Below are 12,895 nucleotides of genomic sequence, written 5' to 3' on the forward strand. Positions count from 1 at the left end.
CGGCGTGTTTGCCATCTGGCGCATCATCAACTCGCCCTTCGGCATGATCCTGAAATCGGTGCGCGAGAATGAAAACCGCGCCATATCGCTCGGTTACTCCGTCAATCGCTACAAGCTGGCCGCTTTCGTGATGTCGGCTGCTCTTGCGGGCCTTGCAGGCGGTCTGAAGGCGCTCGTCTTCCAGTTTGCAACGCTCACCGATGTCGGCTGGCAAATGTCGGGTGAAGTGATCCTGATGACGCTGCTTGGCGGGATCGGCACGCTGATCGGGCCCATCGTTGGCGCTGCCTTCGTCGTCGCCTTGCAGAACTATCTCGCAACGTCCGACTTCCCCGTCACAATCGTCACCGGCATCATCTTCATGGCATGCGTCATCCTCTTCCGTAAAGGTATCGTCGGAGAGTTCTATGCCTCGCGTTTGGGAAAGAAACTGTTCGGGTAAACACTACTCAATGAGTCGCTGTATCCGCTGATCGCGGCTCCACATTTTACTGGATATACAATCATGACCGACACCTACGATTACATCGTGGTTGGCGCGGGCACGGCAGGCTGTGCGCTGGCGAACCGACTATCCGAGAACCCGGACCGTTCCGTCCTGCTGCTCGAAGCGGGCGGCAAGGACAATTATGCGTGGATTCATATCCCGGTCGGCTATCTCTATTGTATCGGCAATCCGCGCACCGACTGGTGCTTCACCACGGAAGCCGAACCCGGCCTGAACGGTCGCGCGCTCGGCTATCCGCGCGGCAAGGTGCTGGGCGGCTGCTCGTCGATCAACGGCATGATCTATATGCGCGGTCAGGCCCGCGATTACGATCTGTGGCGACAAGCCGGTTGCGAAGGCTGGGGCTGGGACGACGTGCTGCCTCTCTTCAAGAAATCCGAAGACTATTACGCCGGTGCCAGCGCGTTGCACGGCGCGGGCGGCGAATGGCGCGTCGAAAATGCCCGCCTGCATTGGGATATTCTCGACGCTTTTCGCGATGCCGCCGTTGCGGCGGGCATTCCCGCCACCGACGACTTCAATCGCGGTGACAATGAAGGCGTGTCCTATTTCAAGGTCAACCAGAAGCGTGGCATTCGCTGGAATTCCGCCAAGGCCTTTCTGCGCCCGGCACTGAACCGCAAAAACCTGCGCGTCGAAACCGGCGCGCAGGTGCGCCGCATCGAGATTGCGGAAATGCGCGCCAATGGCGTGACCTTCGACCAGAACGGCGCGACCCGTACCGTCAAGGCAAGGCGCGAAGTGATACTGGCCGCGGGTGCCGTCGGCTCTCCGCATGTGCTGGAACTGTCGGGCGTCGGACGCGGTGACGTGCTGCAACAGGCAGGCATTCCGGTTGCGCTGGAGCGCAAACAGGTCGGCGAAAACCTGCAGGATCACCTGCAATTGCGCTGCGCCTATAAGGTCACGGGCATTCCGACCCTCAATGAAAAGGCCAACAAGCTTTCTGGCAAGGCGATGATCGGGCTGGAATATCTGCTGCGCCAGTCCGGCCCCATGTCGATGGCACCGAGCCAGCTTGGCGTGTTCACCCGGTCGGACCCGTCTTATGAAACCGCCAATCTGCAATATCATGTGCAGCCACTCAGCCTCGAAAAATTCGGCGAAAACGTTCACCCCTTCCCCGCCTTCACGGCCAGCGTGTGCAATCTGCGCCCCGACAGTCGCGGCTCGATCCACGTCAAGTCACCGGATCACCGTGCGCAACCCGCCATCCGGCCGAACTATCTGGCGGCGGAAAGCGACCGTCGCGTCGCCGCCGATGCAATCCGCCTCACCCGCAATATCGTGGCGCAGGCACCCTTGCAGCAATATCGCCCGGAGGAGTTCAAGCCCGGCCCTGCTTACGAAACGCAGGAACAGCTGGAAAAGGCCGCAGGTGATATCGGCACGACGATATTCCACCCGGTCGGCACCTGCCGCATGGGGCAGGACAGCGAAGCGATTGTCGATCCGCGCCTGCGGGTCAATGGCATTGCGGGTCTCCGCATTGCCGATGCGTCCATCATGCCCACCATCACGTCCGGCAACACCAATTCGCCGACGCTGATGATCGCCGAGAAGGCTGCACAGATGATTATCGCGGATAATCGATAGAACGAGAATCCTGAGAGAACAGTGAGCGGAAATGGCAATCCGCTCACGCGTCTGTGAACGCAATTTCAGATTTGCAGCCGCACGGTTTTCAGAAAAAATTTTCCTTGTTTATTCCCATGCAAACGGGAATTATCGGCATCAGGGAGGGCTGGGGAGAATGATCATCTAATGATCGCAATCCGGGACCGGCTTTCCAAAATGTTCAGCTAAGGAAAACAAAGATGTCGTCAGCCCTTTCCCGTTACGCTTTGACCCGCCGCGCCGGTCTGAAAGCCCTTCTTTTCACCGCAGCCGCGCTGACCGTTGGCTTCGCCTCGGCTCCGAGCCATGCAGAAGACAAGACCATCAAGGTCGGCATCATGGGCGGCGAAGACGAAGACGTCTGGAAAGTCGTTGCCGAAGAAGGCAAGAAGCACGGCCTCAATATTGAGCGCGTGACCTTCAACGACTATAACCAGCCGAATGAAGCTCTGGAGCGCAAGGAAATCGACGCCAACGCCTTCCAGCACAAGCCTTATCTCGATGAGCAGATCAAGCAGCACGGCTACAAGATCAGCGTTGCTGGCTACACTGCCGTCTGGCCAATCGGCATCTATTCGCGCAAGCACAAGAGCCTCGACGAACTGAAGGAAGGCGCCGTCGTCGGCGTGCCGAACGATCCGTCGAACGAAGGCCGTGCGCTTCGCGTTCTCGAAGAAAAGGGCCTGATCAAGCTGAAGCCGGATGCAGGCATTCTGGCCACCCCGATCGACATTGTCGAAAACCCGAAGAAGCTTGAGATCAAGGAACTCGACGCCGGTGTGGTCGGTCGTTCCATCGACGATCTCGACGCTGCCATCGTCAACAATGACTGGGCTGCCAAGGCGGATCTGAAGAAGGAAGAAGCCATCGGCTGGGAGTCGAAGGAAAACAATCCTTACAACAACTTCATCGCTGTTCGCACTGAAGACGAAAACGCCGAATGGGTGAAGAACCTGGTCGCTTCGTTCCAGAACGACGCCGTGAAGGCCGAACTCGACCGCGCCTATAAGGGCACCGGCATCCCGGCCTGGAACTAAGCTTTTCATTTTCAATACACCGCGCCGGAACGTGTTTCCGGCGCGGCTTTTATTGACGTATGGAAAAAAATTGCCCAAAAGCATCGGCAAGAGGCCAAGCTTGGCCAGAACAGGCCTTAGCCTGAACAGGCATCATCCGTCATTGACGCCTTATCCGATTGCAGTTTGCCGCTGTTCGCAGCAGCGCATCAAACTATAGAAGAAACGAATGTGACCCCCTTGACCCCCGCCGTGACCATTGAACCGCCCTCCACCGCATCAGCGCCCATCGTCGATATGAAAGACGTGCGCCGAATGTTCGGTAACACGGCAGCCATCAATGGCGTGTCGCTCTCCGTCGCGCGCGGCGAAATCCTTGGCATTATCGGTCGCAGCGGCGCGGGCAAGTCCACGCTGATCCGCTGCGTCAACGGCCTCGAAAAGCCCGACTCCGGTTCGATCCGCATCGAGGGCCGCGAAATCACCGGCCTCGGCGAAACCGAACTGCGCCCGCTGCGCCGTCGCATCGGCATGGTGTTCCAGCATTTCAACTTGCTCTCGGCCAAGACTGTTGCCCAAAACATTGCATTGCCGCTGAAGATCGCAGGTAAGCCCAAAGCCGAGCGCGCCCGCCGCGTCGCCGAACTGCTCGAACTCGTCGGCCTCTCCGACAAGGCGAACCATTATCCGGCGCAGCTTTCCGGCGGCCAGAAGCAGCGCGTCGGCATTGCGCGCGCGCTTGCCGCAGAGCCTGCCGTTCTGCTCTCCGATGAAGCGACCTCGGCGCTCGACCCCGAAACCACCCAGTCCATTCTGGCGCTGCTGAAGGACATCAATACCAAACTTGGCCTGACCATCCTGCTCATCACCCACGAGATGGAGGTCATCCGCCGCATCGCCGACCGCGTCATCGTGCTCGATCACGGCGCGATTGCCGAAGAGGGTCCGGTCTGGAAAGTTTTCGCCAATCCGCAGTCGCCCGTCACGCAGAGCATGTTGCAGGTGCTGACGCCGGAACTGCCTGCCTCGTGGCGCGCACGCCTAACCGACAAGGCGGGAGATCGGGCCATCCTTCGCGTCAAGCTTTCAGGCGAAGCTGCGCGCGGCGCTTTCTTCAACGATGTGGCAGCGGCCACCGGCCTTGTGCCGCAGCTGATCCATGGCGGCATGGATACGATCCAGGGTGAGCCGGTCGGCACGCTCTTCATCAGCCTGCCCGCTCAGGACAAAGCGAAATTCGAAGCCGCTATCGGCTATCTCAACACCCATGCAGACGCCACGGAGGTACTCGGCTATGTCTCAGGCAATGCTTGATCTTCTCTGGCGCTCCTTCTGGGAGACCATCATCATGACCGGCTTTTCGAGCCTGATTTCGCTCGTCGTCGGTCTGCCGCTTGCCCTCATCATGATCCTGACCGAGCGCGGCGGCCTTGCCCAGAACCTGACAGTCAACACCGTGTTGGGCGCGATCATCAACGGCTTCCGCTCGGTTCCGTTCATCATTCTTCTGGTGGCGCTTATCCCGGTGACCCGCTTCATCGTCGGCACGTCTATCGGCACATGGGCCTCCATCGTGCCGCTCTCAATTGCGGCCATCCCCTATTATGCGCGCATCGCGGAAGTATCGCTGCGCGAGGTGGACAATGGTCTGGTCGAAGCTGCGCGCTCCATGGGTGCAAGTCGCTGGACAATCGTGCGCGAAGTGCTGGTGCCGGAAGCCCTGCCCGGCATCATTGCGGGTTTCACCGTGACGATCATCACGCTGGTGGGCGCTTCGGCCATGGCTGGCGCCATCGGCGCGGGCGGTCTGGGCGATCTTGCCATCCGGTACGGATATCAGCGGTTTGAAACGCAGATCATGATCGCCGTGGTGATCATCCTGATCATCATGGTCTGCGGCATCCAGTGGATCGGCGACCGTCTGGTCAGCCGCCTCGACAAGCGCAACCTGCGCGCCTGATCAAATCAATCTTGCTTATCGCCTCCTCTCACGGAAACCCGCTTCCAGCGTGTTTCCGTCGGGGTCGAAGACCAAAGCGGCAAAATAGCCCATCTCTTCCGGCCCCTGATAAGCGGGGCCGCCGCTGTCGCTGCCACCAGCGTTCAACGCCACGCGATGAAACGCCTCCACCGCATCGCGACTTCCAGCCGTGAACATGAGATGCAGACGATCGCCCGGCTTCGTGTCGGCAGCGTCCGTAGCCGCACCGGCTTCCGCGCCATGTATCCAGAGGAAGGGCACGGGCGCCCTCTCCCCGCCGCTAACGAAGAAGCCACTGCCCGAACGCGCAATAACTTCCAGCCCAAGTTCGGGCATGCAGCTTTCATAGAATGAAAGGCTACGGCGAATATCTTTGGCTTTGAAGCCTATGTGATCGAAGAGCGACATAGTCAGTAATATATCGCGGGCTTGTATAAAGAAAAGCGGCGCACCCCATTTTGGGACGCGCCGCCTTTCATTTGGAAATGTTTTTGCGAATTATCCGCGTGTGCGTGACAAACCGTCCTTCGCCGGCTGGTATTTCGGATCGAGCTGCACCGCCTTTGCATAGGAGCTGGCAGCCTTCGCCTTCTCGCCGCGATGCTCATAAACCAGCGCCTGATTGGCCCAGCTTTCCGCAACGCCCTGATCCAGCGTAATCGCGGTGTTGAAATCATCGAAAGCATTGTCGAAGTCGTTCAACGCCACATAGGAAAGGCCGCGGCCATTATATGGCTCCGGGGCCGTGGAGTTGAGCGAAATCGCCTTGGAGAAATCCTCGATGGCCTGCTTGTGCTGGCCCTTGGCCTGATAGATCAGGCCGCGATTGTGATAGGCGCGACCGTCAGTCGTCTGCAAGGCGATGGCCTGATTGAAATCGCTCAGCGCCTGATCGAGACGGCCCGCCTGACGGTAAACATTGCCGCGACCGATATAGGCGGCGTCATATTGTCCATTGAGCTGGATCGCCTTGCTGTAATCCTGCGCAGCCTTGTTGGTATCGCCCATATAGCGATAGACCAGCGCGCGGTTGGAATAGGCCTGATAGAAATTCGGATTGAGCGCAATCGCCTGATCGAAATCGCGGATCGCTTCCTTGTAGCGCCCGGCCTTGCCATAGGCGGAGCCGCGAACATTGTAGCCTTCGGGATCACGCGGATTGGACTGGATCACACTCGTAAGCGAGCTGATATTCTCGCTCGAACCCTGTGCCCGATCAACTGTGCTCAGCGCCGTTGTGGTCGAGCTTTGGCAACCGGCCACAGCCAGAGCCAACAGCGTGGCGGCAATCAAAAAACCGTGACGACCGATTCCAGCCGCGGGGTTTCCACCCAATGTCTCGAAACCCGAAACCTTTGTCCCGGACGATTGCATCACCTTGAAGCGTGTTGGCAACGACAGTGTTCCTTTTAGTTCCATCGAACCGGGCATTGACGACCCGTTTCTCTCCATCCCGCCCCGGCTCCGGTTTCGGCGCATGAGCGCTTCAACTGTCAGATAAAGACAGCGAAAAGGCGGCAGCAAAAAGTCTGTATCGCCTTTCGATACCCGGCCCGAAAGCTGAATATCCTAATTATATGTTTTTACACATAACTGGCCCGGCAAAGTCTAGAAACTTTTTTGGGGCCGACGCTAAACTTTAATAAAAGGATGAAACCGAGTTGTTTCAGCAACAAAAACTTTGAAATCAAAACGCGCAAAATCCGGCGCAGCCTTAAGCCACACCGGAAAACAAAAAGGCGCCACAAAAGCGGCGCCTGTTTTGAGGTCGATCAGCGAGCGCCGCGGGCGCCGCCAACGAGGCCTTCACGCTGCGCACGCTTGCGAGCGAGCTTGCGAGCGCGACGAACGGCTTCTGCCTTTTCGCGAGCGCGCTTTTCAGATGGCTTTTCGTAGTGGCCGCGCATCTTCATTTCGCGGAAGATACCTTCGCGCTGCATCTTTTTCTTGAGAGCGCGGAGAGCCTGATCAACATTATTATCGCGGACGAGTACCTGCACGTGTATTCCCGTATCGGTTAGAATTTCGGTTAAGCCTGAGGCCGTTCGGGGGTCTTTTAACGATTTCAGCCGGTCTGACCGGCCGAGCAACGCCCTAAGGCTCCCAAGCTTCGCAACGGAAACGCTGCAAATTGGTGCTGGCTAATACCAGAAAGAGCCCCGGCTGTCCACCTCAACATGCAACTTTGCCCACCGCTGTTAGGAAATACCGTCCTTACACCAATTCACTATGGTTCGCGCGGGCCGAATGCGCTAATGGACCCGCTGTTTCCCGCGTAATTCGGCCTCATTAGTCGTCCAGAAGGAGACATTGTACGGCGCTGCCGATCTTTCGGCGGCGTTTCCCTTTTCTGATTCCATTTGTTTGTTTCATGTCCCTCCGCAAGCGACTCGTTATCCAGTTCACAGGCTATGAAGGCCTGCACCCCAAAGCCGTCCGTGTGCGCCACGCGCAAGTGTTGAAAGATTTCGACCGGCTGTGGAACGCCAAGACCAAGCTGCCGCCCATGACGGACGAACCAAACGATAGCGGCACGACAATGGCCGTGACACAAGGCAATGGCTGGCGTACGAAGACCGAGTTCTGCCAGTTCGGCACCGCAGATATTTTCGATGATTATGCCGCGCGCTCGACACCGAAGAGAATGCTGACCGGCTTCTTCGCCTTCATGAACATCCTGTTTACGGGCACGCTCTGGCGCTACCTGACAACGAGCTGGCGCTTCGTGCTGTTCTTCCTGTGGCCCTTCCTGCTGTCGCTTGCCATTTTGGCTGTTGCAGCCCTTATCGCCACTGCGCCGGTGGTGGCTGGCTTTTCGGTACTGCATCTTCTCTGGTCCGCGCCGCTTGCCGCCTTCCTTGCAACGCTTCTGGTGCGAAAACCCGGCGACAAGTTCTTCATGTCCTATCTGCTCGACGACTGGTCGGCAGCCTATGATCGCATTTACGACCGCAATGCGAAGCTGAACCAGCGTCGGACGGCCTTCGCTGACGCGCTGATGCGCAAGATCGAAGAAAGTCAGGCCGACGAGGTCATCATCGTCGCGCATAGTCTCGGCACCGTGCCAGCTGTCGAGGCGCTTGCCGCCGTTCAACGCCACCGCCCCGAGCTTCTGACACGGCAACCCGTGTCGCTTCTGGCCGTCGGCTCCTGCCTGATGATGATCGCGCTGCATCCACGAGCGAAGGCGCTGCGTGAAGATGTGCGCGTCGTGCTTCAAGATAGCCCGGTCCTGTGGTCGGAATTTCAGGTGCTGACGGATATCATCCATTTCTACGGTTCAGACCCGGCCAGCGCCCTGAAGATCAAGACGGCAAACCCGCCGCTCATTCATCGCATCCGCTTCAAGAATGTGCACAGCGAAAACCGCTACAAGCGCTCCAAGGGCAACTTCTTCCTTATGCACCTTCTCTATGTGCGCGGCGCCGAGAAGAAGAATTTTTACGACCTGGGCATGTTCCTGCATGGCCCGTTTTTCTTTCGCGAGCTGATGACCGCCTATAAAGATAAAGCCGCCCCTCTCGATGAAGAAGGACGGCTGCCGGTGCAATATCGCGAAGCGGCCTGATGCTCAGTCTTGCGGCGGCTCCACGACGGCTATCGTCAGCCAGGTGGCCGTCAACGCAGGCTTGAGCGAGTTTTCGATTTCAAGCGTCACGTCGTAATAATTCACGACGCGGCCCGATGGGCGAATATCCGCATCGGCCAGCTTGAAGCGCGCGCGCACCCGTGCGCCGGTCTTGACCGGCGACTGGAAGCGCAGCTTGTCGAAGCCGTAATTGATGCCCATGGTCGCGCCTTCCAGCATCGGCAGCGCTTCATAAGCCAGCGTCGACAAAAGCGACAGCGTCAGAAAGCCATGCGCAATGGTGCCGCCAAAAGGCGTTTCCTTGGCCGCGCGTTCCGGATCGACATGGATGAACTGATGATCGTCGGTTGCATCCGCAAACTGGTTGATCATTTCCTGCGTGACTTCGCGCCACTCGGAACATCCGATTTCCGTGCCGATTGCTTCGCGCAACTGGTCGAGCGTGATTGCGTCTTTCATTGGCTGGCTATTCCTGCTGAACTGATTTGCCCTTTGTTTACCTTATAAACTTCAGGCAGCAACCAGAATTTCCCGGGCGATATCATCCCAATGCGTGAAAACCTGATGCGCACCCTTGGACGACAGACGCTCGGCATGACCGTCATAGGTATGCGCGCCGCCGGTGTAACCAAAGGCGGTCATGCCCGCTGCAATCGCGCCTTCGACACCGAAGGGCGAATCCTCGATCACCACGCAGCGCGCCGGATCGACGCCCATCTTGTCGGCGGCAAACAGGAACAGGTCGGGCGCAGGCTTGCCGCGCTTCACCATGCTGGACGAATAAACCGCATCGCCGAAATAATGGCTGATGCCGGTCTTCTCCAGACTGAACGCAATACGCTCCGGGTGCGAGGACGATGCCACGCAACGCTTCTGCGGCAGTTCGCGCAAGAAATTGGCGATACCCACGGTCGGCTCCAGCGATTCCGCAAAAAGTGTGCGCGTTGCTGGCCAGAACTCGCCATCGACGCCATCTGGCAGGCGATGGCCGGTCATATCCTCGATCATCTTCATGATATCGGCCTGTTTCATGCCGATGCCCTTGGCCACCGTGCCCTGCGGCAGCTCCATGCCGTGGCTGGCATAGACCCGCTCGAAAGCGAGGCAGGACAGAACTTCGCTATCGACGAGAACGCCGTCGCAATCGAAGATCACAAGATCAAAGGGGGATACACTGCTCATTTTGGCTCCAGTGGCCCTATAAAGGGATGCATATTTTGTCGCGCTGATTGGGGGTGCGCGCCTGTCGGTGTTGATATAGAGACTGTTCGTCTATTACGCACCTATATCAACACAAGCGTGACAAATTTATCTCGCCTGTGTGGCTTTGACATTTTGCGGAGAGTTTCATGACGACAAATGTGGCACTGGTTGGACTGGCACGCGATCTTGCGGCGCGGGCTGAAACCGGCAAGCCGATCCGCATCGGTCTGATTGGCGCTGGCGAAATGGGCACCGATATCGTCACGCAGGTGGCGCGGATGCAGGGCATCGAAGTCGGCGCACTTTCCGCCCGCAGGCTGCCCAACACATTCAAGGCCGTGCGCACCGCCTATGGCGATGAAGACAATGCGCAGGAAGCCAACAGCGAAGCCGCGATGACCCGCGCCATTGAGAGCGGCAAGATTGCCGTCACCGGCGACAATGACCTGATCCTCTCCAACCCGCTGATTGATGTCGTCATCGACGCCACCGGCATTCCGGAAGTGGGCGCTGAAACCGGCATAAAGGCCATTCGCAACGGCAAGCATCTCGTGATGATGAATGTCGAGGCCGATGTCACCATCGGCCCCTATCTCAAGGCCGAGGCCGACAAGCAGGGCGTGATTTATTCGCTGGGCGCCGGCGACGAACCCTCTTCCTGCATGGAACTGATCGAATTCGTTTCCGCCATGGGTCACAAGGTTGTCGCGGCTGGCAAGGGCAAGAACAATCCGCTTAATTTCGATGCGATCCCCGACGATTATCAGGAAGAGGCCGACCGCCGGAACATGAATGTCCGCCTGCTGGTCGAATTCGTCGACGGTTCCAAGACCATGGTTGAAATGGCGGCCATCGCCAACGCCACCGGGCTTGTGCCGGACATTGCGGGCATGCACGGCCCCAAGGCCGCAATCGACGAGTTGAATCGCACCCTGATCCCGAAGGAAGACGGCGGCGTTCTCAACAAATCCGGCGTGGTCGATTATTCCATCGGGCGCGGCGTATCGCCCGGCGTCTTCGTCATTGCCAAGATGGAGCATCCCCGTCTCGTCGAGCGTCTGGAAGATTTGAAAATGGGAAAAGGCCCGTATTTCACCTTCCACCGCCCTTTCCACCTCACCTCGCTGGAAGTGCCGCTAACCGTGGCGCGCGTGGTGTTGCACGGCAAAACCGACATGGTGCCGCTGCCGAAGCCGGTGGCGGAAGTCTGCGCGGTTGCCAAGAAGGAATTGCGGCCCGGCGACCGTCTCGATGCCATTGGCCAATATTGCTATCGCTCGTGGATCATGACGACGCCGGAAGCACGTGCGGCAAAGGCCATTCCCTGCGGCCTGCTCCAGAACGGCTCGGTCATCGCGCCCATTAAGAAGGGCGAACTCATCACCTATGCCAACGCCGCGCCGCAGCCCGGATCGAAGATCGCCGAACTGCGCGCTTTGCAGGATGCGATGTTAAGGGAGTAAGGGAGTAAGGGAGTAAGGGAGTAAGGGAGTAAGGGAGTAAGGGAGTAAGGCAATACGGTCCGTATATTTGCAAGTCAAACATACTCCCCTATTCCCCTACTCCCCTATTCCCTTCTTAATGATCCAACGCCTTCACAATACTCTCCACCATCTTCTTCGCATCGGCGAAGAGCATCATGGTGTTGTCGCGGAAGAACAGTTCGTTTTCCACGCCTGCATAGCCGGAGCCCATGCCGCGCTTGATGAACAGAACCGTGCCAGCCTTGTCGACATCGAGGATCGGCATGCCGAAGATCGGTGACTTCGGATCGGTCTTCGCCGCCGGATTGGTGACGTCATTGGCGCCGATCACGAAAGCCACATCGGCCTGCGCGAATTCCGAATTGATGTCTTCCAGCTCGAACACTTCATCGTAAGGCACGTTGGCCTCGGCCAGAAGCACGTTCATATGGCCCGGCATACGACCAGCCACGGGATGGATGGCGTATTTGACTTCCACGCCTTCCGCCTTGAGCTTGTCAGCCATTTCACGCAGCGCGTGCTGGGCCTGCGCCACCGCCATGCCATAGCCCGGCACGATGATGACCTTGGAAGCGTTCTTCATGATGAAGGCCGCATCGTCGGCAGAACCCTGCTTGACCGGACGCTGTTCAACCTCGCCAGCCGGGCCGCCAGACGTATCGCCGCCAAAGCCGCCGAGAATGACCGAGATGAACGAACGGTTCATGCCCTTGCACATGATGTAGGACAGGATCGCGCCCGAAGAGCCGACCAGCGCGCCGGTGATGATCAGCGCCAGGTTGCCAAGCGTGAAACCAATGCCTGCCGCTGCCCAGCCCGAATAGGAATTGAGCATGGAGACCACGACCGGCATATCCGCGCCACCGATTGGCACGATGATCAGCACGCCGAACACCAGCGACAGAAGCACGATCAGCCAGAACACGAAATGGCTTTCGGTATTCACCAGCACAACAACCAGCAGCACGATGGCTGCGGCAAGAGCCGCGTTGATGACATGGCGTCCCGGCAGCATGATCGGCTTGCCCGACATGCGACCGTCAAGCTTGAGGAAGGCGATGATCGAGCCGGTGAAGGTGATCGCGCCAATGGCGACGCCCAGCGACATTTCGATCAGCGCCTGACCGTGGATCTGGCCCACTTCGCCGATACCGAAGGAATGCGGCGAGTAAAGTGCGGCAGCGGCCACCAGAACGGCGGCAAGACCGATCAGCGAGTGGAACGCGGCCACAAGCTGCGGCATGGCCGTCATGGCGATCCGGCGCGCGATGACCGCACCGATACCGCCGCCAATGGCGATGCCGACGACGATGAGTGCCAGACCGCCGAAGCTTGGACGCGCTAGCAGAAGCGTGGTGACGATGGAAATCGCCATACCGATCATGCCGTACATATTGCCCTGACGGCTGGTCGTCGGATGCGACAGGCCGCGCAGCGCCAGAATGAACAGCACGCCGGACACGAGATAAAGGAAGGCTGCGAGATTAACGCTCATAA

At 58.5% G+C, this 12,895-nt stretch carries 13 protein-coding genes; 7 read left to right on the forward strand and 6 right to left on the reverse strand.

Annotation, left to right across the window (positions count from 1 at the left end):
• The 5 genes from D8666_RS17075 to D8666_RS17095 form a co-directional block, all read left to right on the forward strand.
• On the forward strand, nt 1–442 hold a 442-nt coding region (locus D8666_RS17075; RefSeq protein WP_147438010.1), incomplete at its 5' end, for a branched-chain amino acid ABC transporter permease.
• A 63-nt stretch (nt 443–505) separates the two neighbouring features.
• Entirely contained in the window at nt 506–2,104 is a 1,599-nt protein-coding gene (locus D8666_RS17080) for a GMC family oxidoreductase (protein ID WP_109369608.1), read from the forward strand.
• Between the two features lie 221 nt (nt 2,105–2,325).
• Nucleotides 2,326–3,162 carry a MetQ/NlpA family ABC transporter substrate-binding protein gene (locus D8666_RS17085; protein WP_109369609.1) on the forward strand — a complete coding sequence of 279 codons (837 nt, stop codon included), beginning with the start codon at nt 2,326–2,328 and terminating at the stop codon, nt 3,160–3,162.
• A gap of 231 nt (nt 3,163–3,393) precedes the next feature.
• A complete protein-coding gene (locus D8666_RS17090) occupies nt 3,394–4,455 on the forward strand; it encodes a methionine ABC transporter ATP-binding protein (protein ID WP_121538882.1) in 1,062 nt (353 codons plus the stop codon).
• Nucleotides 4,436–5,101 carry a methionine ABC transporter permease gene (locus tag D8666_RS17095; RefSeq protein ID WP_109369611.1) on the forward strand — a complete coding sequence of 222 codons (666 nt, stop codon included), beginning with the start codon at nt 4,436–4,438 and terminating at the stop codon, nt 5,099–5,101. Before D8666_RS17090 ends, D8666_RS17095 begins: the two co-directional genes overlap by 20 nt.
• A gap of 15 nt (nt 5,102–5,116) precedes the next feature.
• Here the strand turns inward: D8666_RS17095 and D8666_RS17100 are convergent, their stop codons facing one another.
• The 3 genes from D8666_RS17100 to rpsU all read right to left on the reverse strand — a co-directional run bounded on the left by D8666_RS17100 (nt 5,117) and on the right by rpsU (nt 7,122).
• The gene (locus tag D8666_RS17100; RefSeq protein ID WP_109369612.1) at nt 5,117–5,530 is read right to left on the reverse strand and encodes a VOC family protein; all 414 of its coding nucleotides are present in this window, start codon (nt 5,528–5,530) and stop codon (nt 5,117–5,119) included.
• 90 nt (nt 5,531–5,620) lie between these two features.
• Nucleotides 5,621–6,541 carry a tetratricopeptide repeat protein gene (locus tag D8666_RS17105; RefSeq protein ID WP_109370288.1) on the reverse strand — a complete coding sequence of 307 codons (921 nt, stop codon included), beginning with the start codon at nt 6,539–6,541 and terminating at the stop codon, nt 5,621–5,623.
• A gap of 353 nt (nt 6,542–6,894) precedes the next feature.
• The gene (rpsU, locus tag D8666_RS17110; RefSeq protein ID WP_078341232.1) at nt 6,895–7,122 is read right to left on the reverse strand and encodes a 30S ribosomal protein S21; all 228 of its coding nucleotides are present in this window, start codon (nt 7,120–7,122) and stop codon (nt 6,895–6,897) included.
• 371 nt (nt 7,123–7,493) lie between these two features.
• On the opposite strand from rpsU, the gene D8666_RS17115 reads away from it, so the two are divergent.
• Complete coding sequence (locus D8666_RS17115) at nt 7,494–8,690, forward strand: alpha/beta hydrolase (RefSeq protein WP_109369613.1); 1,197 nt, start codon at nt 7,494–7,496, stop codon at nt 8,688–8,690.
• A gap of 3 nt (nt 8,691–8,693) precedes the next feature.
• On the opposite strand, the gene D8666_RS17120 is transcribed toward D8666_RS17115, so the two are convergent.
• Together D8666_RS17120 and D8666_RS17125 are read right to left on the reverse strand one after the other, a co-directional pair.
• Nucleotides 8,694–9,170 carry a MaoC family dehydratase gene (locus D8666_RS17120; RefSeq protein WP_109369614.1) on the reverse strand — a complete coding sequence of 159 codons (477 nt, stop codon included), beginning with the start codon at nt 9,168–9,170 and terminating at the stop codon, nt 8,694–8,696.
• A gap of 51 nt (nt 9,171–9,221) precedes the next feature.
• Nucleotides 9,222–9,893, reverse strand: a complete 672-nt coding sequence (locus D8666_RS17125; protein ID WP_109369615.1) for an HAD family hydrolase — start codon at nt 9,891–9,893, stop codon at nt 9,222–9,224.
• A 167-nt stretch (nt 9,894–10,060) separates the two neighbouring features.
• Here D8666_RS17125 and D8666_RS17130 point away from each other — a divergent pair, with 167 nt between their 5' ends.
• Nucleotides 10,061–11,377: a 1-deoxy-D-ribulose 5-phosphate reductoisomerase gene (locus tag D8666_RS17130; RefSeq protein ID WP_109369616.1), complete on the forward strand. Its 1,317-nt coding sequence runs from the start codon at nt 10,061–10,063 to the stop codon at nt 11,375–11,377.
• A 115-nt stretch (nt 11,378–11,492) separates the two neighbouring features.
• Here the strand turns inward: D8666_RS17130 and D8666_RS17135 are convergent, their stop codons facing one another.
• Nucleotides 11,493–12,893 carry an NAD(P)(+) transhydrogenase (Re/Si-specific) subunit beta gene (locus D8666_RS17135; RefSeq protein WP_109369617.1) on the reverse strand — a complete coding sequence of 467 codons (1,401 nt, stop codon included), beginning with the start codon at nt 12,891–12,893 and terminating at the stop codon, nt 11,493–11,495.
• Nucleotides 12,894–12,895 lie beyond the last annotated feature (2 nt).

Origin of the sequence: Ochrobactrum soli, from assembly GCF_003664555.1 — a bacterium.
GTDB classification, from domain to species: Bacteria; Pseudomonadota; Alphaproteobacteria; order Rhizobiales; family Rhizobiaceae; genus Brucella; species Brucella teleogrylli.